Here is a 25,296-nt window from a genome sequence, read left to right as displayed (position 1 = left end):
GTGCCGGACCCGCGTCGCTTCGGGTGGCGGGCCCTACCAATCTCATTACGCTCGTCGCAATGACGGCCCAGAGCGACATCGCCGCCGGTTGCGCCACGGAGGGTGCGGCCATCGGGTTCGGCGCGGCGCTCGAAGGCGCGCCGACGACGGTGGCGTGGACCCGGCTGCGCGCGCCGCGGTCCTTGATGGACACGATCGGGTCGGATGCGATCAAGCAGGCCGCCGCGTCGTCGGAGTTGCACGGCAAGTACGCGGAGACGGGGTGGCCGCGGGTCGGCCTACGGGAAGCTGACCGCCAGGGTGGCGCCCCCGCTGGACCGGCACGAGGAGGTGCCACCACCGAAGCCGGAACGCGACGAGCCGGGCGTGGTGGAGCAGGTGCTCGGCAACGCGGCGGTGAAGTCGCTCCTCCGATCAGCCTCGGGTGCTCTCGGGCATGAGATCGCCCGTGGGGTTTTCGGGGCTGCTCGGAAGCGCCGGTGAGCGCTTGACCTTCATGGACAGGAACGCGGCGCCGATGCTGAGCAGGCCGGCGACGTACCAGGCGGGCGCGTAGTTGCCGAAGGTGTCGCGGGTGAGGCCGGCGGCGGTGGCGGCGAAGGCGGCGCCCAGTTGGTGCGAGGCGAAGACCCAGCCGAAGACGACCGGTGCGGAGAGGCCGAAGACCTCGCGGCACAGGGCGACGGTCGGTGGCACGGTGGCCACCCAGTCGAGGCCGTAGAAGATGATGAACACGAGCATCGACGGGTGCACCGAGTCGTGGAACAGCTGCGGCAGGAGCAGCAGTGACGCGCCGCGCAGCGCGTAGTAGACGGCGAGCAGGATCCGCGAGTCCACCCGATCGGTGAGCCAACCCGACAGCACCGTGCCGACGATGTCGAAGATGCCGACCATGGCGAGCAGGCCCGCCGCCGTCGTCGTGGGCATGCCGTGGTCGTGGGCGGCGGGGATGAAGTGGGTGCCGACCAGGCCGTTCGTGGTCGCCCCGCAGATCGCGAAGCCGGCCGCGAGGAACCAGAACGGTCCGGTGCGGGCGGCGCTGGTCAGGGCTCCGACGGCACGGCGGGCGGCACCGCCGGTGGTCGGCGGCACGGGCACGATCGCGTCACCGCCGTAGGGCGGAATCCCCAGGTCGGCGGGGTGGTCGCGGAGGAACAGCAGCACCAGCGGCACCACCGCGAGGGCCCCGATGGACACCACGATCGAAGCGGTGCGCCAGCCCGACGACTCGGACACCGTCGCCACCACCGGCAGGAACACCAGCTGACCGGTCGCACCGCCCGCCGCGAGCACGCCGGTGACCAGGCCCCGGTGCTTCACGAACCAGCGGCCGGTGATGGTGGCCACGAACGCCAGCGCCATCGAACCGGTGCCCAGGCCCACCAGCACGCCCCAGAACAGCACGAGCTGCCAGGCCGTCGTCATGAACACGGTCAACCCGCTGCCCACCGCGACCAGCGTCAACGCGCTCGCCACGACCTTGCGCACGCCGAAGCGCTCCATCAGGGCGGCGGCGAACGGCGCGGTCAGGCCGAACAGCATCAGGTTGACCGACACGGCGAAGCCGATGGTGGCGGTGGACCAGCCGAACTCGCGTTGCAGCGGTTCGATCAACGCGCCCGGCGTCGCCCGGAACGCCGCGGCTCCGATGAGCGCGATGAAACCGACACCGGCGACGACCCACGCCCAGTTCTGCCTGTTGCGAATCACGCGGCCAGCGTCCGTGATCCGTTGCGGTTCCGGAAAGTGGCTCGATGGCCATCATGTGCAAGAATCGGGCCATGGACAGCCGTCACCTGGTCGCCGTGCTCGCGCTGGACGAGGTGGTGACGTTCGACCTCGGCACGCCCACGCAGGTCTTCAACGCCGCCCGCGACGAGCAGGCGCGGCGGTACTACCGGGTCAGGATCTGCACGCCCGGCGCACGGCCGGTGCGCAGCGCGGCGGGGTTCACCATCACCCCCGAGCACGGCCTGGAGCTGCTGGCGGAGGCGGACACGGTCGTCGTGGCCGGCGTGCACTACGGCGCGCGGGTGCTGGAGGACGGCACGCTGGACGAGCCGGTGCGCGACGCCCTCCTCGCGGCGGCGGACCGGGGCGCGCGGGTCATGTCGATCTGCACGGGCGCGTTCGTGCTGGCCGCGGCCGGTCTGCTGGACGGCCGCCGGGCCACCACGCATTGGGCGCACGCGGACAACTTCCGCCGCCTGTTCCCGAACGTCGACCTCGACCCGGACGTGCTGTTCGTGGACGAGGGCGACGTCCTCACCTCGGCGGGCGTCGCGGCGGGCGTTGACCTGTGCCTGCACCTCGTCCGGCACGACCACGGCAGCGAGGTGGCGAACATGGCCGCACGCCGGTGCGTCGTGCCGCCGTGGCGGCCGGGCGGCCAGTCGCAGTACATCGTGCGCCCGATCCCGGACGAGACCGACACGTCCACCGCACCCGCCCGCGCGTGGGCCCAGGAACACCTGCACGAGCCGTTGGAGCTGCGCGCCCTGGCGGCGCACGCCCGGATGAGCGTGCGCACGTTCACCCGCCGGTTCCGCGAGGAGACCGGGGTGAGTCCGGGGAAGTGGATCACGCAGCAGCGGGTCGAGCGGGCCCGGCACCTGCTGGAGACCACGGACCTGGCGATCGACCAGGTGGCCCGGCACGCGGGTTTCGGCACGGGTGCGGCGTTGCGGCAGCAGATGAGCGCGACGTTGGGCGTGGCGCCGAGCGTCTACCGGACCACGTTCCGCTCAGTCGGCTAGCTCAGTCGGCTAGCTCTGTCGGCCGGCTCGGCCGCGCCTGCTCGGCGTCGGCCGCGTTGTCCAGCACCAGGCCGGGCCGCCGGCAACGACCGGCACACCGCCGCCGCTTCGTCCACTTCGGACGGCACCCGTCCCGGCGCCCCGATCGGCCGCTCACCGCTCCAGGAACGGCCGCAGCAGGTCGGGCACGGCCTCGTCGGCCAACGCCAGACCGTCGGCCTCGGCCACGTCGATCACGTGGTACGCACCGTCGCCCGCCGCGGTGGTGGCGGAGATCGTCACCAGGCCCGCGCGGCGCTGGAAGAACGAGCGGGAGACGCGCCAGCCGATGATGCCGGTGCGTTGCAGCGCAACGGTTTCCCGGATCGCCGAACCCGCCCGTGCGAGCAGGTAGCGGTCGGTCAACGCGTGGCCGAGCGAGCGGTAGCGGTCCCAGCCCAGGGCGGCGGAGAACGGCACCAGCGCCAGCACGACCTGCCACGCCCAACTCGGCGCGAACCACGCCAGGACCGCCGCCAGCACCAGCAACGGCACGACGGCGCGCACCAACCGGCGGCGCAGCGCGGCCAAGGGGTGGCGGCGCAACGGCGTCGTCGTCGGAGACTCGTCCTGTCGCAGAACGGCCGCGGACACGCGGTGCGCCTCGGTGACCGGCGCGGGCGGCAGCAGGAGGTTGCTCTCGCCCTTGCGGCCCAGACCGGTCGTCACCGTCTTCGCGTGCGCACCCCGTCCGGCCCGCAGCAGCAGCGGTTCGACCAGCTCGACGCCGCGGAGTCGTTGTTCGGCAACGGAAACCGAACGCGTGGTGAGCAGACCACGGCGCACCCGGACCGTGTCGTCCGGCTCGCGGGTCAGCTGGTAGCCCCAGAACTGCACCACGTACACCAGCACCGAGCCCAGCGTGGCGACCAGCAGCACCACGCCCGAGAACAACGCGATGGTCAACCCGATCGGCTGGTCCGCGACCCAGTGCGCGGCCTGCGTCATCGGGTCGAACACCTCGATGTCCAGCTCGCGCGCGAAGTTCATCACGAAGCCGAACAACGCACCCGCCGCCACCAGACCGGACAGCGTCAACGGCGCGTACCGCAGCCACCGCTTGTCCCATTTGGACAGCACGACGCCCGGCCGCTGCTCGGCGACCTCGGTCACCGCCGGGTTCTCCGCCTTGGCGATGGTGAGCAGCAGCACGCGCAGCCGTTCCGCCTCGGCCGACGACACCGCGTCCAGCGTCAGGCCGTCCTCGCCGGGCTGGTCGCGCTGCCCGGTGCCGACCCGGATCGCGGACAGCCCGAACAGCCGGTGCCCGAGCTTCGCGGTCAGGTCGACGGTGCGGATCCGGTCGCGCGGCACCGCCAGGCGCTTGCGCACGAACAGACCGGTGTGCATCTCGACCTGCTCGGTGGTGATCCGGTACCGGGTGGTGAGCCAGCGCAGCAGGCCGAACAGCACGATCGCCGCGATCACGCCCAGACTGGTCAGGATCCGCCACGTCTCGCCCCCGCCGAGCACCAGCAGGCCGACCATCAGCGGCACCAGGCCGACCAGTTCGTTCAGCGGGCGGACGATGAGCATCCGGACGTCCAGCCGGTGCCAGTCCACCACCGGCTCGGCGTACTCCGGCGCGTGGGGCAGGTCGGTGGTCACGTGGCATCACCCGGCGTGGCCTGGGTGGTGGTGGTCAGCTCGTCCGCCAACCGCACCGCGTCGTCGTGGTCCAGGCCCTCGATGTGCACGGGGCCGGCCGCCGAGGCGGTGGTCACGGTGACCGTGGACAGGCCGAGCAGCTGCTGCAGAGGTCCGCGCTTGGTGTCCACGGTCTGGATGCGCGAGACGGGCGCGATGCGCCACTCCTGGTTCAGCCAGCCGGCCAGCGTGTAGACCGCGTCCGGGGTGGCCTCCCAGCGGTGCACCCGGTACCGCCAGCGCGGCATCACCAGCGTGTGCGCGGTGCCGAGCACCAGGGTCGCGATCGCGGCCGCGAACTGCCACGGTGACGAGGCGAAGATCAGCACGACCAGCTGCGGCACCAGCAGCACCGTCCAGCCGATCAACGCGTGCAGGGTCCAGAGGGTGATCGACTTGCGGCTCACCTGGTGCCTCGGCGCACGCAGGCGCAACACTTCGCTGCTCACGCCGTCCACTGTGCCTCAAGGCCGAGCCCGCGTGCGCGCGAACCCGGCCTTGAGTGGAGTGTCACGCCCTGGACGGGCGGGTCAGGGCTGAGGGGCGTACGGCGCCTGGAAGGGCTCGGCCGTAACGCTCTCACCCTGGACGGCCGCCGTGGTGGGCACACCCACGACGACCGCGAGGCCGGCGCAGATGGCAAGCGCGGCCATGATTCTGTGCAGGGAGTGCACAACCATCGTCGAACTCCGTTCGATCGTAGCGGCTTCGTCGGCAGGGGGGAGCCGGACCAGACCCGCAGGGGACCTGTGGCAGCGTCCAAGCGGAGCATGGCACATAGGGGTCGTCACGGTCATCACCCACTTCTGACTCGGCCGACTAGGCAATACCCCCGATGTGGACGACCCGCTCGTCGGGGACATCCCACCATTCCCGTTAACGAGCCGGAAACCGGGAAGTGACTCAGTCGAGCCCGGTCGGGGCCCGCGACTCCTCGTCCAGGTCCACCCACCAGACGGCCGCGCCCGCCCGGTCGCGCACCCCGATGGTCCGGTAGATGCGCTGGAGGTGGTTCTGCACGGTCTTCGGCGACAGCGCCAGCTCGGCCGCGATGGCGGCGGTGCTCTCGCCGGCCGCGACCCGCCGCAGCACCTCGATACCGCGTTTGGTCAGGCCCGCCCGCAACGCCCGCGCGATCCGCCGGTTGTCCTGCTCGGCGGTGTCCGAGCTGCGCAGCGGACCGGGCCGCGGCGACCGGGCGAACCCGTTCTCCCGGCGCAGCCCGAACGTGTGGTCGGCCAACTGGTCCACCAGCCGCGCGGACAGGTCGTGCTCCCGCATCCGCAGCAGGTCACGGCCTTCCTGTAACTCCCACAACCGGTACTGCTCCAACTGGTACCGGGCGTGGTGCAACGCCGAGTCCAACTTCCCGGCCCGCTCGTAGGCCACGCTCAACGCGCCGTGCGCCCGCACCGCGACCTCACGCGCCAGCACGCCCATCGCCAGTTCCGCCGCACGGGTCAGCAGCCGCACCTGGTCGTCGTAACGCTCCCGCGCGCCGCTGATCCGGGCCCGCGCCATCAGCAGCTCGGCCCGCAGCACGGGCCGCTCCTGCCCGGCCAGCAGGCGGTCGGCCCGTTGGCACGACCGGAGCGCGCGCTCAACCTCACCCAGATCCAGCCGCACGTGCGTGAGCAGCAGGTTCAGCCGCGCCATCCGCAGCGGCTGGTCGAGGTGCTTCCACCGGTCCCGGACCTGCGCGCACAGCTCCTCCGCGCGCCGCAGCTTGCGCGTGCACGGCTCGCCGTCCAGGCTGCACCGGCTCGCCGCCGAACGGATCATGCAGTGCTCGTGGTACTGCGTGCGCAGCACGTTGGCCTGCTCGAACAGGATCGAGCCGATCAGCTCGACGTCCTTGGTCAGCTCGGCCAGCCCCAGGGCGCGCGCGAACGAGTGCAGCGACCGTTCCCGAGAGTCCAGCCGCAGCTCCACCACGGCCTGCGAGAAGCCGCACCACGCCTGCAGGCCGACGTGCCGGTTGGCCGCCGCGATCTGCTGCACCCGGTCGATGGTGTCCAGCGCGCCGGGCAGCAGGCCGCGTTTGCCGAGCGCCACCGACTGGGCCAGCACGCTGTGCGCCACGCCCTCCGCGTCGTCCAGCCACGAGAACGCGGCCACCGCCTTCTCGGCGAACTCCAGCGCGTCACCGGGGCGTCCCTCGTCCAGCGCCATCCGCGCCTCGCGCAGGTTGGACACCGCGGCCTCGCGTGGATCGGCCGCTCGCTGGACCGGAATCGTCATGGTCAGCCCCCGCCGGCAGTCGTCTGGTGGTCAGCCCCCGCCGGCTGTCGTCTGATTGTCAATCATTGCCGACTGTCGTCCGACTGTCGGCTCAGCCGACGGTACTCACCGCAACTCCCGCTTCAGCACCTTTCCCGTCTCGTTACGCGGCAGTGCGTCGAGGAACACCACCTCGCGCGGCACGGAGAACTTGGCCAGGTTGCCGCGCACGTGCTCGCGCACCGCGTCCTCGTCCAGCACGCCCGGCTCCTCGCACACCACGTACGCGGCGAGCCGTTGGCCGAACTGCTCGTCCGGCACGCCGACCACGGCCACCTCGCGCACCCCGGCCAGGCCCGCGAGCAGGTCCTCGACCTCGCGCGGGTACACGTTCTCTCCGCCGGAGACGATCATCTCGTCGTCCCGGCCCGCCACGAACAGCAGTCCGGCGTCGTCGCGGTAGCCGACGTCGCCGGTCGCCATCAGGCCGTGCCGGACCTCCTTGTTGCCGCCGTTGGTGTAGCCGTCGAACAGCATCTCGTTGGCCACGAAGATGCGGCCGGTGGTGCCGACGGGCACTTCGTTGCCCTCGTCGTCCAGGATCTCCAGCCGGGTGCCGTGCGGCGGCATACCGGCGGTGTCCGGGTGCCGTTCCAGCTCGTCCGGCCGGGCGATGCTCACCCACGACACCTCGGTGGAGCCGTAGAGGTTGTAGAGCACGGGGCCGAAGTCCTCGAGGCACCGCCGCGCCACCGGAGGCGGCAACGCCGAGCCGCTGGACGCGATGACCCGCAGTTCCGGCAGGTGCGGGCGGCCGGTCAGGTCGAGGATGCGTTGCAGCATCACGGGAACGACGAACAACGCGTCGCTGCCGTGCCCGCGCGCGTCGGCGAGGGTCAGCGCCGGGTCGAACTTGCGCCGCAGCACCAGGGTCGCGCCGAGCACGAGCCCGATCTGGAACGCGGCCAGGCCCCACGTGTGGAACAGCGGCGCCGGCACGGAGAACCGGTCACCGGCCTTCAACGGGATCCGGGACAGCAACGCGGCGGCGGGCGCGAGGCTCGCCGGTTCCGGCCGCCTGGCGCCCTTGGGCGCGCCCGTGGTGCCGGACGTCAGCACGATCATCCGGCCGCGCGGCGGGCGCTTGGGCAGCGGTGTGGCGGGGGAGCCCGCGATGAGCTGCTCCAACGTCCGGCTCTTCGTGACGCCCTGCACCCACGCCATCACCCGGCGCACCTTGCGCGGCGCGTTGACCAGCAGGTCGCGGAACTCGGTGTCGGCGACGACCACCGACACGTCCTGCTCGCGCAGCACGGTCGCGATCTGGCCCGCGCTCAGACCCGTGTTGAGCAGCACGGTGTGCGCGCCGAGCTTCACGCACGCGGTCACCGTCTCCACGAAACCGCGGTGGTTGCGGCACAGCACCGCGACCTTCGTGCCCGCCCGCACGCCCAGGTCGTGCAGGCCGTGCGCCAGCCGGGTGGTGCGCTCGTCGACCTGGGCGTAGGTGAGCGTGCCGGCGTCGTCGACGATCGCGGGCCGGTCGGGGTGCCGGGCCGCGCCGGTCGCGAACCCGAACGCCACCGTGATGTCCCACCTGAGGTAGGCGTCCAGCACGCCGAGCAGCCGACCGGGGCCCATCGGCCGCACCACACCGGCGCGCACCAGCGTTGTCAACGCGCGCAGCGCCCCCACCAGCCGGTTCACCGGGTCGCTCGCAGGGTGTTCACGGCGGCGTGCTCGGTCGTTCGGTGCGGGGAGGGCGGGTGCCGGTCGCGGTCGTCCTCGGTGGACGTGACGTCGCCCAGCACCGGGGTCAGCTCGTCGTGCCGGCCCAGCTCGTCCGCGGACCGCGGCCTGACCAGCGCGAACACCCGCTCACAGGCCGGCCGCCGGAGCAGCCTCCCGAGCGGGCGCCTGCCGGTGAAGCCCGTCGCGCCGGTGACGAAGTAGGTACTCACGGTCCCGATACTGACACTACCTACCCGCGAGTAGGAAGAGTGTCGGGTGAAATCGGAACCCTGGTGATCAGCTTTCCGGCGTGCCGGACGCGTTCACCACCGCGTCGCGCAAAGCCGCGCGCAGGCGACCCACCTCCAACGGCGTCAGCACGGCCGCCTCGCCCGGCGGCACGGTCACGACGACGTGGCCCTGGCTGACGAAAACGGTCATGTCACGGCGACGTGATGCGATGTCGCGGCAAGAGATCTGCCACTCCTTGCCTGTTCCCACGGCCCCCTACCTCCAGCTGTCTCGACACGTGGTGCTCGGACCAATCCGGGCGCTCGCGGGGAAGAGACGCACGCGGGTTGGTGCCATGACGGGGAAAATCCCATCGGGCGACCGTGCCGAGCTATAGCTAGCGTCGCATGCGGTTATCGCTCCAGTCACCTAGAAGGATGAGAAAATGGCTGAACCGCAACGGATCGTGATAATCGGGTCGGGCCTGGCAGGGGCCGCCGCCGCGGGCGCGTTGCGGGAACGCGGCTACACCGGTGACGTCGTCGTCTTCGGCCGGGAGGCGCACCAGCCGTACGAACTCCCCGCGCTGTCCAAGGACGTGCTGCTCGGTGACGCCGACGCGCCGAACCGCGTGCACGAGCCCGGCTTCTACGAAACCCGGCGGATCGAGCTGCGGCTGAAGACCGAGATCACCCGGATCGACGTCGGCGAACGGGTGGTCGTCGACTCGACCGGTGCAGGCCATTCGTACGATCGGCTGATCCTGGCGACCGGCTCGACGCCGCGTCGGCTGCCCGTTCCCGGCGGAGAACTCCCACGTCTGCGCACGCTGCGCACGGTCGAGGACTCGCTGTCGTTGCGTGATGCGCTGACCGAGGGCGCCGAGGTGCTGGTCGTGGGCGCGGGGTGGATCGGGTGCGAGGTCGCCGCCGCGGCCCGGCGGCACGGCGCGTCGGTGACCGTGGTCGACCCGGTCGACCTGCCGTTGCGCCGCGTGCTCGGACCGCGGATGGGAGAGGTGTTCCGCGACCTGCACGCCTCGCACGACGTGACGTGGCGGCTCGGCGTCGGGGTGGACGGCTTCACCGAGGGCGGCGTCCGGCTCGCCGACGGCAGCGAGCTGACCGGTGACGTCGTGGTGCTCGCGGTGGGTGCCGCACCGAACATCGGGCTCGCCCAGGACGCCGGCCTCACGATGGCCGAGGGTGGGGTTGCCGTGGACGCGGCACTGCGCACGTCCGCGCCGGACGTTTTCGCTGTTGGCGACATCGCCGCGCACGACCACCCCCGCTACGGGCGGCGGGTCCGGGTCGAGCACTGGGCGAACGCCAGGGACCAGGGCGCGCACGTGGCGGGCACCGTGCTCGGGCTCGACGAGCCGTACCAGGTCTCGCCGTACTTCTACACCGACCAGTACGACCTGGGCATGGAGTACCGGGGGCTCGCCGACGCGGAGCGCGACGAGCTGGTCGTGCGCGGTGACGTCGAGGCGCGCGAGTTCACCGCGTTCTGGCTGCGTGACGGGCGGTTGCGGGCGGCGATGAACGTCAACCAGTGGGACGACGGCACGGCGTTGCAGGCGTTGGTCGACGCCCAGGCCGCCGTAACGCCGGACCGACTCCGCAACGCAACCCTGGCCGACCTGACCTAGTGCTTTCAGGAAGACCGCGTGGTGCGCAAACCGGCCGTCGCCCAACCGCACCACCGCCGCGAGGTCGCCGTCGATCGACCTCCCGGGCGACCGAGCCCGCCGTCTGCGGAGCAGCGGCCATCAACACAGCTAACCTGGACGTCGGGAAGGGGGACCGATGACCCGGCGTGCGCTGCTCGCGATCTTGGCGTTGATCGCGGGTTTCGTCGTGTCCGGACCCGGCCCGACCACGCCTTCCGACGTCGTCGCCATCTCGGCCACGGTCGACGGCGTCCACCTGCCCGGCACGGCCACGCGCGGCACGCCCGCCGCGCACCCGGTGCAGGTCCACCTGGGCCAACCGCTGGACGGTGTCCAGCCCGCCGTGCACGTCACGCCCGCGCCGCCGGTGCGGGTGGACGTCGTGGACCCGACCCACCGCACCCCCGAGCGGGCCGGCCAGACGCCGCTCGGCGAACGCGCACCGCCCCTGACCTCCGGTAGCTGAACTCACCCGTTCCCCTCGCCCGGAGGTCCCTTCACCATGCCGCGCCCCAGCGCGCGGCGAGCGCTACTCGTCCGTGGGCTGCTTGCCCTCGGCGTGCTCGCCGCGTCCGCGTTCACCCTGCTCACCGTCCAACCGCGCCTCGGTCTCGACCTGCGCGGCGGCACCCAGATCGTGCTGGAAACCCCGTCCGAAGCCACTTCCGACGCCACCGACCGCGCGATGGAGGTGCTGCGCCGCCGGGTCGACGAACTCGGTGTGGCCGAACCCGTGCTGGCCCGTTCCGGCGACCACCGCATCGTGGTGGAACTGCCCGGCGTCCAGGACCCGACCGAGGCCATCGAAGTGCTCGGCCGCACCGCGCAGCTGCGCGTGCAGCCGGTGACCGGGCTCGGCGACGTGCCGACACCCGAGGGTGATGCGATCAGCCTTGGTGACGTCGTGATGACCGGCGAGGGCATCAAGGACGCCCGCGCCACACCCAACTCGCAGGGCGTCGGCTACCTCGTCGGCGTCGACTTCCAAGGTGACGCCCCACAGGCCTGGCAACAGGTGACCGCCGACGCCGCGTGCTCGCCGCCGGGCGACCCGAAACGGCGGGTGGCGTTCGTGCTGGACGGCGAGGTGGTGTCCGCGCCGCAGGTCGACCCGTCGGTGGTGTGCGGCACCGGCATGATCGGCGGCAGCACGCAGATCACCGGGCGGTTCGCCCAGGCCGAGGCCGAAGAGCTGGCGCTGGTGATCCGGTCGGGTGCGTTGCCGGTGCCGGTCGAGGTGGTGGAGCAGCGGACGGTCGGGCCGACGCTCGGTGCGGAGGCGATCGACGCCAGTGCCCGTGCGGCGATCATCGGGGTGGCGTTGACCGGGCTGTTCCTGATCTTCGTGTACCGGCTGGCGGGGCTGGTGGCCGTGCTGGCTCTCGCCGGTTACGCGGCCTTGGCGTACGCCGCGCTGCTGGCGATCGGTGCGACGTTGACGTTGCCGGGGTTGGCCGGGTTCGTGCTGGCCATCGGTATGGCGGTGGACGCGAACGTGCTGGTGTTCGAACGGGCGCGGGAGGAGTTCGCGCGGCGCAAACGCTTGCCCCGGTCGGTGGACCAGGGTTTCCGCGGGGCGTTGAGCGCGGTGGCGGATTCGAACGTGACCACGTTGCTGGCCGCCGGTCTGCTGTTCTGGCTGGCCACGGGGCCGGTGAAGGGGTTCGGCGTCACGCTGTCGATCGGTGTGCTGGCGTCGTTGTTCAGCGCGCTGGTGTTGAGCCGGGTGTTGTTGCAGCTGGTCATGCCGGTGCTGGAACGGAGGCCGCGGTGGAGCGGGCTGCACTCGTTGGGACGGGTGCGGACCTGGCTGACCGCACGCGGGATCACGCTGTTCCGCCGTCCGCGTCGTTGGCTGCTGACCGCCGGGTTGGTGCTGCTGGCGGCGGTCGGCGGCCTGCTGGTGCGCGGGCTGGAGCTGGGCGTCGAGTTCACCGGTGGGCGGATGCTGGAGTTCACCGCGCCCTCTGTGGACGCCGCGAAGGTGCGCGCCGAGCTGTCGTCCGCCGGATTCGCCGACGCGGTCGTGGTGACGTCGGGCTCCGACGGCGTCTCGGTGCGCACGGGCCCGATCGACTCGGCCGCGGCGGTGCGGCTCGGTGAGGCCGTCGACCGCGCGACCGGTGGCGCGGAGCAGGTGAGCAACGAGCTCATCGGCCCCAGCCTGGGGTCGGAGCTGCGGCGCAACGCGTTGATCGCGCTGGCCATCGCGGTCGCCGCGCAGCTCGCGTACCTGGCGGTCCGGTTCGACTGGCGGCTCGGCGTGGCCACCGTGGTCGCGCTGGTCACGGACGTGGTCGTGCTGGTCGGGGTGTTCGCGTGGCTGGGCAAGACGGCGGACGCGGTGTTCCTGGCCGCGCTGCTGACCGTGATCGGGTACTCGGTCAACGACTCGGTGGTGGTGTTCGACCGGGTGCGCGAGCTGAGGCGGACGCGCGCGCCGTTCCCCGAGGTGATGAGTTCGGCGGTGCTGCAGACCCTGCCGCGGACCGTGAACACGGGTATCGGCGTGCTGTTCGTGCTGGCCGCGTTGCTGGTGCTCGGTGACGGGTCGTTGGCCGACTTCGCGACCGCGCTGCTGATCGGCCTGGTCGCGGGCACGGTCTCGACGGTCTTGACAGCGGCGCCCGTGGCGATCGTGTTGGAGGACCGGTGAACACAGGACACGCTTTGCTCGCGGTCGGCGGTGCGTTCCTGGCCGCCGGCGTCATCGCTCGGGCGGGAGTCCGGATCGGACTGCCCACCATCCCGCTGTTCATGGTGGCCGGGATCCTGTTCGGCCCCAACACACCCGGTCTGTCGCTTGTGGACGATCCCGGCGAGATGGGCGTCCTGTCCGGACTAGGCCTGGTGTTCCTCCTGTTCTACCTGGGGCTCGAGTTCTCGGTGGACGACCTGGTGTCGGGCGGGCGCCGGTTGGCGTTGGCCGGTACCGGTTACCTGGTGCTCAACATCGGCGGTGGCCTGGCTTTCGGGTTCGCGCTGGGCTGGGGCACGCGCGAGGCGCTGGTGATCGCCGGGGCGATCGGCATCTCGTCGTCGGCGATCGTGACGAAACTGCTGGTCGAGGCGCGGCGGTTGCGCAACCCCGAGTCACGGCTGGTGATGGGCATCATCGTGATCGAGGACGTGTTCCTCGCGCTGTACCTGGCGGTGCTGCAACCCGTGCTCAGCGGCACGTCCGGTGTGTCCGCGCTGGTGGACTTCGCCAAGGCGTTCGCGTTCCTGCTGGTGCTGGCCGCGATCGCGCGCTGGGGTGGCCGGGTGGTGACCAGGCTGTTCGGTTCGGCGGACGACGAGCTGCTGGTCGTGTGCTTCGTGGGTGTGGCGGTCACCGGTGCGGCCGTCGCGCACGAGCTGGGCGTGTCCGACGCGATCGGCGCCTTCATGGTCGGTGCCGTACTGGGTGGTTCCGGCGTCGCGCCACGCGTGCACAAACTCGTGCTGCCACTGCGGGACGCGTTCGGGGCGCTGTTCTTCTTCATCTTCGGGCTGAGCATCGACCCGAGGGCCGTGGGAACGGTCGTGCTGCCGATCCTGGCGGCGGTCGCGGTGACCATCGTGCTCAACCTGGGCGCGGGCCTGTTCGCCGCCAAACTGCACTCGTTCGACCGGCAGCAGGCCGTGGACATCGGCTTGACCGTGCTGACGCGCGGCGAGTTCTCCCTGGTACTGGCGGCAATGGCGGTAACCGCCGGCCTGGACCCCCGCGTCGCCCCGTTCGTAGCGGGTTACGTCCTCCTGCTGGCCGTCGTCGGTCCGCTGGCCGTGCTGCGGTCGAACCGCCTGACGTGGCTCCTGCCGAAACGCCTGTTCGTGTAGCAAGGTGAACCCATGACCGGATTCGCCGCGTACCAGAACGAGATCTACCTTCAGGGCCTGGCCGGCAACCTGCCACCGTTCACCACCGACCCCGAGGGGCTGGAGGCGTCGGCTCGGGAACGGCTGGGGCCCGGGCCGTTCTGGTACGTGGCGGGTGCGGCCGGTGGCGGGGCTACGGCTCGGGCCAACCGGGAGGCGTTCGACGACTGGCGGATCGTGCCGCGGATGCTCACCAACGCCACCGAGCGGCATCTTGGGGTGTCTGTGCTGGGCACGGACATGCCCGCACCGGTTCTGCTTGCGCCGGTTGGTGTTCAGGCGATCCTGCACCCGGACGGGGAACTGGCTACCGCACGTGCCGCCGCCGAACTCGGTGTGCCGTTCGTGTTGTCGACCGCCTCCTCGCACACGATCGAGGAGGTTGCGGCCGCCGCCGGTGACGTCGCCCGGTGGTTCCAGCTCTACTGGCCGAACGACCCGGACGTGGCCGCGAGCATCCTCGACCGGGCGCGCAAGGCCGGGTACCGGGTGCTCGTCGTCACGCTCGACACGTGGACCCTCGCCTGGCGTCCGCACGACCTCGACCAGTCCTACCTGCCGTTCCTGCGCGGTATCGGGACGGCCATCCCGTTCTCCGACCCGGCGTTCCGGGCGGGGCTCGCCGCGTCACCCGAAGACGACCTGCCGATGGCGATCCTGCGCTGGGTGCAGTTGTTCACCGGCACCGACAAGTCGTGGGACCAGCTGTCGTTCCTGCGCGAGCACTGGGACGGGCCGATCGTGCTCAAGGGCATCCAGCACGTGGACGACGCGCGCAAGGCCGTGGACGCGGGTGTGGACGGCATCGTCGTCTCCAACCACGGCGGACGGCAGGTGGACGGTGCGGTCGGGTCGCTGGAGGTGCTGCCGGAGATCGCCGACGCGGTCGGCGAGCAGGTCGAGGTGCTGTTCGACTCCGGCATCCGCGGCGGCGCGGACATCGTCAAGGCCCTCGCGTTGGGCGCGAAGGCCGTGCTCGTCGGCCGTCCGTTCGCCTACGGCCTGGCGCACGGCGGGCAGGTCGGCGTGCGGCACGTGTTGCGCAGCCTGCTCGCCGACTTCGACCTCACCCTCGGCCTGTCCGGGCACCGCAGCCCGGCCGAGCTCAACCGCGAGGCGCTGCGTCGGCGCTGAGCTGCCGCAACCTGTTCTGCAACGTGGTGAAGTCGGCCGGCTGCACGGTGATCCACGGCGTGCCGTCGCCGCCGGGCGCCTTCGCCGACAGGTAACGACCGGTGATCGTGTCGAAGTAGGTCAGCGGCGCCGCGCAGCGCTGCTTGCGCCCGAACCGGTCACGCCGCGCGGCGTACAGCTGGCCGCCGCCGGTGCGTTGTTCGGCCAGCAGCTTGCGCACCTGCTGCGCCTCGCTGACGTGCGCCCCGGTCGGCCTGCTGGCTTGCAGGAACGACCCGCCCTCCTCGTCCGGCCGGGGCCGGCGCGGCTTGTCGGTCAACGCGTCCGCGGGCAGCGAGATCACGCCGCCACGTCCCGGCTTGGCCTCCGGCAGCGCCGACACCAGCGACTGCACCACGTCCTCGACCCGCACCGGCTCCAGCACGAAGTGCTTGTCCGCCCGCAACACCACGCGCAGCGCCTCGTCACCCGACTGCACCACCAGGGCGGTGCGCGTGTCGCCGTCGCCCTGGTTGAAGAACGCGTAGTACTCGGCGCTCGCGTCCGCGATCAGGCGCAGCGACCGGCCCAGGTCGGCGTGCACCTGCCGACCGCGTGCCAGACCCAGCCGTTCCAACTCGGCCCAGCCGCGGGCGGCGAGGTCGGCCAGGCCCGAGACGTCACCCTCGGCGAGTCGGTCCTCGTCGAAGTCGACCTGGGCCAGCAGCGCGTTGTGCAGCGTCGGCAGACCTTCGGCCTGCCAGGCGTTGTAGAGCGCGACGACCGGGATGGCGACCCTGGTGCGCAGCACGTTCCCCCCTGTTCACCTATTCGCCGATGACCGGCGGGGCCACCATCTTGCCGTCACCGAAGATGTCCTCGGTCTCCTGCAGGTACGACGCGGCCTTGTGTTCCTTGTCCTCGTCACCCTGACCGCGAGCACCACCGGCGCCCATACCCGCTCCCATACCGGCGGCACCGGCACCGCCCCGAGCACCCGCCGCACCGCCGGGCCCGAAACCGCCCGCGCCGCCGCCGGGGCCGAAGCCGCCGCGTCCCTCGCCGTGCCCCATCGCACCGGACGTGCCGCCGGGACCGAACCCGCCGGCACCGCCCATACCGGGACCACCCATGCCTGGGATCCGCCCGGCGCCCATCCCACCGCCACCGCCTCCGCCGCCGCGGCCCATGCCGCCATCGCCACCGCCACCACCGGGGACGCCAGGGACGCGTGGCACGCCCGGCGTGACCGGGGGACGGTTGCGCGGGTTGTTGGGGTTGCGCGGATCGTTCGGGTTGCGCGGGTCGTACGGCAACCTGGGGTCATAGGGCAACCGCGGGTCGTACGGCAGGCGCGGGTCCCTCGTCGGGTCCGGCGGCCGATACGGCACATCGACCTGGGGCTTGTTGACGTCGGGCAGCACCGACGACTTCCTGGTCGTGCCGTCGTCGTTCGTGCCCGGGATCGTCGGGTCGACCCACGACGGCTTCGTCGTACCGTCGCCGGTCTTGTCACCCGTCCCGTCGCCGGTACCGTCCCCGGTGCCATCGGGATCGTCCTTGCCCTTGCCGGGCTTGGGCGGCTGGATCTCGATCGGGTCTTCCTTGAGGTTGCCGTCGACCTCGCCGGGCGACTCGAACGTCGGCATGCTCGCGCTGGCCGCGTTGACCGTGGTGCCGTACGTGCTCAGCACCTGCATGTTGTGCGAGTTGACTTCCTGGCTCTGCTCGACCGCGTCGTCGTAGTCGGTGTCCCACGGGATCGCGTCGTTGTACCAAGGCTTGTCCGGCACGTCGACGGGCTTCTGGACTTCGCTCTCCGCGACCCGGAACGCACGGCTGATCTCGGCGGTGTTCTGCCCGGCGGTGGTGGCGCTGGTACTCGCCGTGTCCGACCAGCTGGCGAGGGGTGTGGTCGAGGCGCGGGCCTGATCGCCCGCCACGCCCTCCCACGCGGCGCCCGATTCGCGCACCGCCCGGTTGATCAACTCGCTGATCTGGTCCTGACCGGTGGCGATGTCGGTCCACGTCTGATCGCCGACGTCGGTCGTCTGCGACGCGCCCTTGCCCTCGCGGAACCAGCCGTAGATCTTGTTCGCACCGATGCCCAGCTGCAACAACGCGAACCCGGGTAGGTCCATCTCGACGTCGCCGGCCATGGCCCCTACCCTCTCAAGTTCCCGATCACGGTTTCCGCGATCGCGCTGGACACTGAGCACGGGTTCCCGTACTCGGGGAGTTTCTTGTCGTTCACGTTGATCTGGACGACGAAGCCCTCGCCCTTGGCCACCCCGACGGCCGTCGAGCACGAGCCGCTCTTTATGTCGATGAGGTCACTGTTCACCGCCGGGTATCCGGCCACCTCGGTCGGCTCGAACACCGCGAAGTCGTCGCGGTTCTGGTAGAAGCCGTCCAGCCCCTTGGACTCGGTCAGGAACGTGGCGCCGAAGCTGGTGCCGAAGGCGCGGTCGTCCGGAGTCCAGTCGCAGCCGCGGCCCGTCGGCGCGGCCCGTTCCTCGCCTGCCTTGGTGACGCCGCGGGCGGACAACTGGGCGGACGTCAGCATGTCGCACGGTCCGCTGAACTTCGACAGGTCCAGTTCGGGACCGGTGATCGCGGGCGCCTTGCCCGACGCCTCCGAGGTGTCGGTGGACCCGGTGGACGTGCTCGTCGCGCTCGTGGTCTCGGCCGCAGTCGGTGAGCCACCGACCGAGGTGCAGCCCGCCGCCAGCGCCAGGGACGCCGCAGAAACCACTGCCAGTACTGCTCGCCTCATCGACTATTTCCCCTCGCCCTTGAAGGCGTCTGCAGTGGTCTCGTCCTGGTTCTTGTATGTGTTCAACGAGGCCTGGATGCTCTGGATCGTGTTGTTCAGGGCGTCGAACGCCATCTTGTTGGCCCAGGCGTAACCGCCCACGTCCTCGCCGGCCGTCCGCTGGATGGCGAGGGTCGCCATCCCGCTGTAGACGTCCTTGCCGGGTGACCCCATGGACTGGAGCATGTTGGCGTCGCGGTTCAACTTCTGCAACCGGTCACGCGCGTCGGCTAGGCCGTCGATCAGCTTCTGGGCCTGCTCCGGGTCGACGCTGAATTGCGTCTGGGTGGACACCAGCCCCGCTCCCGGTCCGCTGGGCGCCACGGTGTCCGCCACGAACCCGATCCGCCGCATGCCCCCGCCGCTCTCGGCGTCCAACATTGCCGTGCTCCCCTCACGCTGAACTGCCCGAAATGATGATGGCACAGGGGTCCGGCCACGTCCGGGGTATCGCGGTGGTTACTCCCGGTGGGGGATGGACGTCCGATCTGTTCAAGACGGCGGGACCTCGGCGGGCCTACCGTCAGTGGCATGATCGAAGCAGCCCGTTCATTCCTCTGGCTCAACGCACGCGTCCTCGAACAGCGGCGGTTCCTGCACCTCTTCGACGGCGGGCCGGTCGAGCCCGTCACGGCGGCGGTGCTGGCCTACCGGAACGACGACGGCGGGTTCGGGCATGCCCTGGAGCCCGACGGGCGTGGGCCGACGAGTCAGCCATTGCACACGTACACGGCGTTGTCCCTGTTCGACGAGCTGGGCGTGACCGACCACGTCGGGCAGGCGTGCGACTTCCTGACCACGATCACCAACCCGGACGGGGGCGTGCCGAACAGCCTGGCCACCGCCCGTGACCACCCGCACGCGCCGTGGTGGCAGGTGTCGGAAGACAGCGACCTGCTGATGACGGCACTGCTGGCGAGCGTCCTGCACAAGATGGGCGTCGAGCACCCCTGGCTGGGCGGCGCGACCGCGTTCTGCTGGCAGCGCATCGGCGACCTGGCCAAAACGCACCCGTACGAGGCCAACGCGAGCGTCCGCTTCCTCGACCACGTGCCCGACCGGCCGAGGGCCGAACGGGAGGCGCAGCGGCTGGGCGAGCTGGTGCGCGACCAGGGGCTCGTCGACGTCGGCGAAGGCCAGGCGCCCGAGGGGTACGCGGCGGGGGAGACGCACAAGCCCAACCACTACGCGCCGACCCCGGACAGCCTGGCCAGGCGCTGGTTCAGCGACGACGAGATGGACCGGGACCTCGACGAGCTGGCCGCCGCCCAGCGGGAGGACGGCGGGTGGACGTTCCCGTGGCCCGCGTGGACCCCCGTGACGACCTACGAGTGGCGGCCGGTCATCACCATCGAGGCGTTGCTGACGCTGCGCGCCTACGGCCGGATCAGCTGACCCAGCGGCACGCCGGCAAGTTCGCGCACCTCGCGCGACAGGTGCGCCTGGTCCGCATATCCGGTGCGGTGGGCGATGTCGGCGAACGGCACGCCCGCCCACGCCAGCTTGACCGCCCGGTCGAACCGCAGCACCCGGTGCAGCACCTTGGGCCCGTAGCCGAACGCGGCCAGGCTGCGCCGGTGCAGCTGGCGGGCGCTGAACCCCAACGACCAGGCCAGTTCACCCACGCTGGACGACGACACGGCCGACGCGATCGCACCCACCACGGGCTCCGGCGGCGTCTCCCGCAACCGCGCCACCGCGGCCGACGCGAGCACCGCGCACGGGTCGTCGGCCGCACCGAGGGCGTCCTCCAGACGTGACGACGGCCCCCACAGCGCCTCCAGCGGAACGCGCTGGTCACGCAGTTCGACTGCGGGAACACCCAACGCCGAGGGCCCCACGCCGGGACCGAAGCGCACGCCGAACAACGCACCCGACCTCATGGGGGTCACGTGCCCGACCGTGTCCGGCCCGGCGACGAACACGTCACCGGTGGCGGCCGAGTAGATGATGTCGGTGCACCCGTCCGGCACGATCCGCGCCACGGCGGTCGACGGCGTGGTCCGCCGCCACACGCAGGCCACACCGGGGAACGGCTGTTCCTCGTACACCCGAACGATGGTAGTGGCGGGCCGCGCAGGAGGAGGCATGCGCGACCCGCCACGAGCACTTACGTGCCGAAACGGATCCAGTTCACGCTCACGTACGGCGCGGGCTGGCCGCTGGTGAACGTGATGTAGACGTCGTGCGTGCCGGTGATCCCGGAGATGTTCGCGGGCACCGTGCGCCAGCTCTGCCAGCCACCGGTGTTGGCGATGGCGAAGCTGCCGACCGGCGCCGCGGTCGGGCTGTCCAGCCGCACCTCGACCAGGCCGCTCACCCCGCCGGACGCGCCGGACGCCGCCCGTGCGATGAACTGCGTGGCGGTGCGGGAGCCGAACCGGACACCCGAGAAGCGCAACGAGTTGCCGTTGCGCAGTTGCGCCACCGCCTGACCGCCCTCGGCCGCCTCGATCGAACCGCCGGACCGCGACGTGGCCTGCTCGGCCTGGATGTCGGCGAACGCGTCCCACCCGCTGCCGCCGGGCGGGTTGGTGGTCGTGGTGGTCGGCGGAGTGCTCCCACCGGCCGTCCAGACCGCGACGTAGTCCACCAGCAGCGAGTGACCGGGCACCGTGGCCGAGGTCGGCGTGGCGTGGCCCGCGACGCCGTCGGGGAACGCGCCGCCCATGGCCAGGTTCAGCAGGATGAAGTAGCCCGCGTGGCCGGTCATGTTGTTCCACGTGGTCGCGTCGACCTGGTTCTGGTTGACGCTGTGGAACTGCTGCCCATCCACGTACCAGCGGAACGCCTTGGGCGACACGCTGTCGTCCCACTCGAACCGGTAGGTGTGGAACGCCGACTGGCACGACGCGCCGGGGCACGTCCGGCTCGCGCCGAGGCCATTGGTCTCGTTGCACGGCCCGCCGGGGTTCACGCCGCAGTGCAGCACGCCCCACACGGAGTTGATGCCGTTGACGTTCTCCATGATGTCGAACTCGCCGATGGACGGCCAGTTCCAGTAGTTGCCGCGGTAGGGCGAGCCGAGAGCCCAGAACGCGGGCCAGTAGCCGAGGGCGGCCTGACCGCTGACGTTGGGCATCTGGATACGGCCCTCGATGGCGAGCTTGCCGCCCGCCGGCGGCTTGAAGTTCGCCCGCTGGGTCTCGATGCGGGCCGACGTCCAGGTGCCCGCGCCGTCGCGCAGCGCGGTGATGCGCAGGTTACCCGCGCCGTCGAGTTTGATGTTGTTCGTGCTGTTGGTGTAGTTCTGGATCTCGCCGGTGCCCCAGTTGCCCGGACCGCCGGGGTAGGCGTGGCCGAGGTCGAAGATCCAGTTCGAGGACGACGGCAGCGTGTTCGCGGCGCCGTTGAAGTCGTCGCTCCACTGGAGCGTCCAGCCCGGCGGGGTCGGTGGCACCGCGGCGTCGGCCGCCATGGTGGCGACGACCGCGAGCGGCACGGCGGTGATCAGGGTGGCGGCGGTCGCGAGGACCCGTCGTCGTCGGCTCCGGCTGAACTCCATGAGCGGTGACCTCCTTGTCACTGTCCCTGCGTTCGGCACGACAACAAATTGCCTTCCACACTCATGAGAGCGCTCTCACGATGATCGTTCAAGCGACCGAACGGCGCAAAGGAGCTACTTCGCGTCCGCGTAGCTGTCCACCGGCACGGCTTTGAGCGGGAAGCGGACCGGTGTCCCGCCGAACACCAGCCGTGACGCCTCCTCGCCCGCCGCCGTCACCTCCGCGCACACGGCTTCGGCCAGCTCCTCCGGGCAGTGCACCAGCACCTCGTCGTGCTGGAAGAACACCAGGTGGGAGCCGCGCGCCGACTGGTGCAACCGCCGCCGCAACGCGCCGAGCAGCGCCGCCGTCCAGTCCGCCGCGCTGGCCTGCACCACGAAGTTGCGGGTGAACCGGCCCCAGTCCCGCGCCGCCCGCCGGGACCGGCGCAACGCGTCCTCGCCGACGTCCGTGTCGCCGGTCGCCTCGTGCCACGCGGCCGACGGCGGCGGGCTCGTCCGGCCCAACCGGGAGCGGACCATCCGGCCCTGTTCACCGGCCAGGGCGGCGGCCTCCACGTACCCGACGGCTTCGGGGAACCTCCGGCGCAGCACCGCCATCGCCGGACCCGCCTCACCGCCCGTGCCGCCGTACATCGCGGACAGCATCGCGAGCTTCGCCCGGCCTCGGTCGCCGTCGAACGCCTCCTCGGCCAGCGACGTGTACAGGTCGTCGTCCCCGGAGACCTCGGTGAACCTGCGGTCGTTCGACAACGCCGCCAGCACCCGCGGTTCCAGCTGCGCCGCGTCCGCCGCCACCAGCTTCCACCCCGGATCGGCCCGCACCGCCGTGCGCAGCGTGCGCGGGATCTGCAACGCCGCACCGCCCCGCGTCGCCCACCGCCCGGACACCACGCCGCCGACCACGTAGTCCGGCCGGAATCGGCCGTCCGCGACCCAGGAGTCCAGCCACGACCAGCCGTGCGCCACCCACAGCCGGGCCAGTTCCTTGTACTCCAGCAGCGGCTCCACGGCAGGGTGGTCCACGCTCTTGAGCACCCAGGCGCGGGTCGACGGGATGTCGATGCCCTCCCGGGCGAACGCGCGCACGATGCCCGGCGGGTGGTCCGGGTTGACCTGCTTTCCGCCGAACGCCGCCGTGATCCGGTCGGCCAGCTCCGCGAGCCTGATCGGCCGGACCCCGTTCACCGGACGTGGGCCGAGCACGTCCACCAGCAGCTTCTCGTGCACGTCCACCCGCCACGGCAGGCCGTAGTGCGTCATCTCGGCGGCGGCCAAGGCGCTCGCGGACTCGGCCGCGAACAGCAGCCGCAACTGGTCGGCGTGCCCGAGCGTGGCGACGAGTCGCTGCTGCTCGGTGTGCACGGCGATCACCGCGTCGAGCGGGTCGGCGTCACCGGGCAGCCGTTCCTGCTCGGGTTCGAACAGGGTCGGCTGGGTGTCGCGCTTGCGCGGCCCGTGGTCGTCCGGCACGGGCAGCCCGCGCAACCGGGCGATCGCCGCACCCAGCCCGCGCGGCTCGCTGTGCCGACCCTGGTACGCCAACAAGAGGTACTCGGCGTGCGCCAAGTCCTGACACCGCTCCACCCGGACACCGCGCGCCAACAGGTCCGGGTAGATCTCGGTCGTTTCGGCCCACAGCCACCGGGGTCTGTGCCGAACCTCCAAATCGGACACGGCCGCCGCCAGGTCCGACGTCTCCACCACAGGTCCTTCGGGCACCCCGGCGTCGGAGAGCACGCGCAACCGACCCGCGTTCTCCGCGTCCGACACCAGGGCAATGAGCATGCCTTTGATTGTGCAAGGAGGGTCCGACAGTGTTGATGGCCGCTGCTCCGCAGACGGCGGGCGAGGTCGCGTGCTGGGGGCGCACTCACCCGATCGTGGTGAAGGTGGGCGGGCACTATGGGCGGGTGGATCCCATCCTGTCGCCCGGTGAGTTGCTCGACCCGCGGCATGAGGTGGTGCCCTTCCACGGACGCGTGGACGAGTTGGCCGCGCTCGCACGGTGGCGCGGCGGCGACGGGATGCTCTCCGCCCTCCTCCTGCACGGTCCGGCCGGCGTCGGCAAGACGCGTCTGGCCAGGCACTTCGCCGCCGGTTCGACCGTCCGGGTGGTGGACGACGCCGACCTGATCCCCTGGCGCGACCTCCACCACCTGCTCCAGCAGCCGACCGGCCGCACGCGCGTCCTCCTCGTCGCCCGCAGCACGGGCTGGTGGTGGTCCGCGCTGCGCCAACGCGCGGCCGATCTCGACTACACTGCCGCCGACCTCGCCGTCACGGCCCGCCCGGACGAGCACGCCGCGTCCTTCGCCGCCGCCTGCGCCCACTTCGCCGACGCCCTCGGCCGCCCACGCCCCACCGCCACGCCTCCCAACGCGGCGACGTACCACGACCTGCACCTGGCCGCCGTCGCCGCCGTGCACGGCTCGCCCGCCGACAACCCGGTCGACCTGGTCCGCCGGCTGATCAACCTCGACCCCAACCCACCGACCCGCGGCCGGCTCGCGGAGGACGTCCTGGCCGTCACGTTGTTGGACGATCGGATCGAGTCCGAACGCACGCCGGACGCCCTGGAGACCCTGCTCCGCGCCGCCGACCGCTGGCCGCACGCCCGCCGTCGCGCCGAGGAGCTGTTCACCGCACACCCCGAACTGGCCGGCACCGCCACCAGCGCCACCCTCAGGGCACTCGTCGAGTCATCCGCACCCGCACCCGCACCCGCCCGCGCCGTCGCCCGCCGCGTCTTCGACGACCCCCGCTTCCACTGCGACCCGCTGCCCGCCGTGCTCACCCGCACCCTGCTGCACGACCGCGCCCACACCTCCGGGAAGCTGGAACTGGCCGAGCTGCACGGCGTGCTCGCCGCCCGCGCCGCCCTGGCCGCCCTCCGGGAAGAAGCGCTGACGGCGGCACAGCACGAAGTCGCCCTCTACCGCGAACTGGCCGAAGAGGACCCCGCCGAGCACCGCCCCGCGCTCGCGGACGCGTTGGGGGACCTGGGTTTGCGGTTCATCGCCGTCGGCCGCGCCGAGGACGCCCTCGCCGCCTCCGAGGAAGCCGCAACGCTGTGCCGGGTGATAGCCGCCGAGGACGACGACTGCACGTCACAACTGGCCGACGCGCTCGACCAGCTCAGCTTCCGCTACGCCGCGCTGGGCCGTCGCGACGAGGCGATGTCCGCGATCGGCGAGGCGTCCGGGTTGTACCGGCGTCTCGCCGCGGCGCACCCGGCGTTGTTCCGGGTGAACCTGGCCAAGGTCACCCACCACCACGCGATGCGGCTGTTCGACGCCGAACGCCACGACGAGGCCGCGTACGTCACGCGGGTCGCCGTCACGCAATGGCGGGCGGTGGCGAACGCGGATCCGCGCTACGAAGGCGAGTTCGCCCGAACGCTGGCCTCGATCGCGTCCCTGCTGTCCGCGCACGGCAGGCATGACGAAGCGTTGGAGGTGGTGGAGGAGTCGATCGAGGTGCTGCGCAGGCTCGCCCGCGCCAACCCGCGCGACTTCGAGCCGGAGCTGGCGTCCGCGCTGGACGGGCTGAGCACGTTGCTGCGCGGGCTGGAACGCCCGGCCGACGCGTTGCGCGCGTCCGAGGAGGCGGCGGAGTTGTTGCGCCGTTACTCGGAGCGAGCGTGAGCAGACCGGACTTGCCACGCCGAGCCGTGGACGCGGTGATCCTGGCGCACGCCGACCCC

24 protein-coding genes are annotated in these 25,296 nt (G+C 71.6%); 9 read left to right on the top strand and 15 right to left on the bottom strand.

Features of this window, described 5'->3' with window-relative positions; all coding sequences use genetic code 11:
• The first annotated feature begins 59 nt into the window (after window positions 1-59).
• The gene (locus tag FM051_RS50690; RefSeq protein ID WP_202918964.1) at window positions 60-440 is read left to right on the top strand and encodes a helicase HerA-like domain-containing protein; all 381 of its coding nucleotides are present in this window, start codon (window positions 60-62) and stop codon (window positions 438-440) included.
• On the opposite strand, the gene FM051_RS22155 is transcribed toward FM051_RS50690, so the two are convergent.
• Window positions 415-1,710, bottom strand: coding sequence for an MFS transporter (locus FM051_RS22155; protein ID WP_158846387.1), 1,296 nt, complete (start codon window positions 1,708-1,710; stop codon window positions 415-417). The two genes, FM051_RS50690 and FM051_RS22155, sit on opposite strands and share 26 nt — an antisense overlap.
• 71 nt (window positions 1,711-1,781) lie before the next feature.
• Here FM051_RS22155 and FM051_RS22150 point away from each other — a divergent pair, with 71 nt between their 5' ends.
• Entirely contained in the window at window positions 1,782-2,756 is a 975-nt protein-coding gene (locus FM051_RS22150) for a GlxA family transcriptional regulator (RefSeq protein ID WP_238412566.1), read from the top strand.
• A gap of 153 nt (window positions 2,757-2,909) precedes the next feature.
• Here FM051_RS22150 and FM051_RS22145 read toward each other — a convergent pair whose 3' ends face one another.
• The 7 genes from FM051_RS22145 to FM051_RS50125 all read right to left on the bottom strand — a co-directional run bounded on the left by FM051_RS22145 (window position 2,910) and on the right by FM051_RS50125 (window position 8,834).
• Window positions 2,910-4,403, bottom strand: a complete 1,494-nt coding sequence (locus FM051_RS22145; protein WP_338019490.1) for a PH domain-containing protein — start codon at window positions 4,401-4,403, stop codon at window positions 2,910-2,912.
• Entirely contained in the window at window positions 4,400-4,891 is a 492-nt protein-coding gene (locus FM051_RS22140; RefSeq protein ID WP_238412565.1) for a PH domain-containing protein, read from the bottom strand. The genes FM051_RS22145 and FM051_RS22140 overlap by 4 nt, the downstream gene beginning before the upstream one ends.
• 81 nt (window positions 4,892-4,972) lie before the next feature.
• The gene (locus FM051_RS22135; protein WP_158846383.1) at window positions 4,973-5,122 is read right to left on the bottom strand and encodes a hypothetical protein; all 150 of its coding nucleotides are present in this window, start codon (window positions 5,120-5,122) and stop codon (window positions 4,973-4,975) included.
• 223 nt (window positions 5,123-5,345) lie between these two features.
• On the bottom strand, window positions 5,346-6,683 hold the full coding sequence (locus FM051_RS22130; protein WP_158846381.1) for a helix-turn-helix domain-containing protein: 1,338 nt from the start codon (window positions 6,681-6,683) through the stop codon (window positions 5,346-5,348).
• 105 nt (window positions 6,684-6,788) lie between these two features.
• Window positions 6,789-8,369: an AMP-binding protein gene (locus FM051_RS22125; protein ID WP_158846379.1), complete on the bottom strand. Its 1,581-nt coding sequence runs from the start codon at window positions 8,367-8,369 to the stop codon at window positions 6,789-6,791.
• Window positions 8,366-8,623, bottom strand: a complete 258-nt coding sequence (locus FM051_RS22120; protein ID WP_158846377.1) for an SDR family oxidoreductase — start codon at window positions 8,621-8,623, stop codon at window positions 8,366-8,368. Before FM051_RS22120 ends, FM051_RS22125 begins: the two co-directional genes overlap by 4 nt.
• Window positions 8,624-8,690: 67 nt before the next feature.
• Window positions 8,691-8,834: a hypothetical protein gene (locus FM051_RS50125; protein WP_420803613.1), complete on the bottom strand. Its 144-nt coding sequence runs from the start codon at window positions 8,832-8,834 to the stop codon at window positions 8,691-8,693.
• A gap of 235 nt (window positions 8,835-9,069) precedes the next feature.
• Here FM051_RS50125 and FM051_RS22115 point away from each other — a divergent pair, with 235 nt between their 5' ends.
• From FM051_RS22115 to FM051_RS22095, 5 genes are all read left to right on the top strand, one after another.
• Entirely contained in the window at window positions 9,070-10,275 is a 1,206-nt protein-coding gene (locus FM051_RS22115) for an NAD(P)/FAD-dependent oxidoreductase (RefSeq protein WP_158846375.1), read from the top strand.
• Window positions 10,276-10,432: 157 nt separating this feature from the next.
• Window positions 10,433-10,762 (top strand): hypothetical protein, encoded by a 330-nt coding sequence (locus tag FM051_RS22110; RefSeq protein ID WP_158846373.1) that lies wholly within the window; start codon window positions 10,433-10,435, stop codon window positions 10,760-10,762.
• 36 nt (window positions 10,763-10,798) lie between these two features.
• Window positions 10,799-12,952 (top strand): protein translocase subunit SecD, encoded by a 2,154-nt coding sequence (gene secD / locus FM051_RS22105; protein ID WP_158846371.1) that lies wholly within the window; start codon window positions 10,799-10,801, stop codon window positions 12,950-12,952.
• Entirely contained in the window at window positions 12,949-14,118 is a 1,170-nt protein-coding gene (locus tag FM051_RS22100; protein WP_158846369.1) for a cation:proton antiporter, read from the top strand. Before secD ends, FM051_RS22100 begins: the two co-directional genes overlap by 4 nt.
• A gap of 12 nt (window positions 14,119-14,130) precedes the next feature.
• Entirely contained in the window at window positions 14,131-15,291 is a 1,161-nt protein-coding gene (locus FM051_RS22095; RefSeq protein ID WP_158846367.1) for a lactate 2-monooxygenase, read from the top strand.
• On the opposite strand, the gene FM051_RS22090 is transcribed toward FM051_RS22095, so the two are convergent.
• From FM051_RS22090 to FM051_RS22075, 4 genes are read right to left on the bottom strand one after another with little or no spacing between them, the layout of a single operon-like run.
• The gene (locus FM051_RS22090; RefSeq protein ID WP_158846365.1) at window positions 15,263-16,081 is read right to left on the bottom strand and encodes an ESX secretion-associated protein EspG; all 819 of its coding nucleotides are present in this window, start codon (window positions 16,079-16,081) and stop codon (window positions 15,263-15,265) included. The genes FM051_RS22095 and FM051_RS22090 overlap by 29 nt on opposite strands.
• Window positions 16,082-16,097: 16 nt before the next feature.
• Entirely contained in the window at window positions 16,098-17,429 is a 1,332-nt protein-coding gene (locus tag FM051_RS22085; protein WP_158846363.1) for a hypothetical protein, read from the bottom strand.
• Between the two features lie 5 nt (window positions 17,430-17,434).
• Complete coding sequence (locus tag FM051_RS22080; protein ID WP_158846361.1) at window positions 17,435-18,046, bottom strand: DUF3558 domain-containing protein; 612 nt, start codon at window positions 18,044-18,046, stop codon at window positions 17,435-17,437.
• Between the two features lie 3 nt (window positions 18,047-18,049).
• Window positions 18,050-18,466 carry a hypothetical protein gene (locus FM051_RS22075; RefSeq protein ID WP_158846359.1) on the bottom strand — a complete coding sequence of 139 codons (417 nt, stop codon included), beginning with the start codon at window positions 18,464-18,466 and terminating at the stop codon, window positions 18,050-18,052.
• A 150-nt stretch (window positions 18,467-18,616) separates the two neighbouring features.
• Between FM051_RS22075 and FM051_RS22070 the strand changes: the two genes are divergently transcribed.
• Window positions 18,617-19,480: a hypothetical protein gene (locus FM051_RS22070; protein WP_158846357.1), complete on the top strand. Its 864-nt coding sequence runs from the start codon at window positions 18,617-18,619 to the stop codon at window positions 19,478-19,480.
• On the opposite strand, the gene FM051_RS22065 is transcribed toward FM051_RS22070, so the two are convergent.
• From FM051_RS22065 to FM051_RS22055, 3 genes are all read right to left on the bottom strand, one after another.
• Window positions 19,462-20,136 (bottom strand): helix-turn-helix domain-containing protein, encoded by a 675-nt coding sequence (locus FM051_RS22065; RefSeq protein WP_238412564.1) that lies wholly within the window; start codon window positions 20,134-20,136, stop codon window positions 19,462-19,464. The genes FM051_RS22070 and FM051_RS22065 overlap by 19 nt on opposite strands.
• Before the next feature lie 59 nt (window positions 20,137-20,195).
• Window positions 20,196-21,590 (bottom strand): carbohydrate-binding protein, encoded by a 1,395-nt coding sequence (locus FM051_RS22060; protein WP_158846353.1) that lies wholly within the window; start codon window positions 21,588-21,590, stop codon window positions 20,196-20,198.
• Window positions 21,591-21,704: 114 nt separating this feature from the next.
• Window positions 21,705-23,378: a bifunctional 3'-5' exonuclease/DNA polymerase gene (locus tag FM051_RS22055; RefSeq protein WP_158846351.1), complete on the bottom strand. Its 1,674-nt coding sequence runs from the start codon at window positions 23,376-23,378 to the stop codon at window positions 21,705-21,707.
• Between the two features lie 125 nt (window positions 23,379-23,503).
• Here FM051_RS22055 and FM051_RS22050 point away from each other — a divergent pair, with 125 nt between their 5' ends.
• Window positions 23,504-25,237, top strand: coding sequence for an AAA family ATPase (locus tag FM051_RS22050; protein ID WP_158846349.1), 1,734 nt, complete (start codon window positions 23,504-23,506; stop codon window positions 25,235-25,237).
• Window positions 25,238-25,296: the final 59 nt, after the last annotated feature.

Origin of the sequence: Saccharothrix deserti, assembly GCF_009769385.1 — a bacterium.
GTDB classification, from domain to species: Bacteria; Actinomycetota; Actinomycetes; order Mycobacteriales; family Pseudonocardiaceae; genus Actinosynnema; species Actinosynnema deserti.
This window is presented reverse-complemented; position numbering and strand designations above follow the sequence as displayed.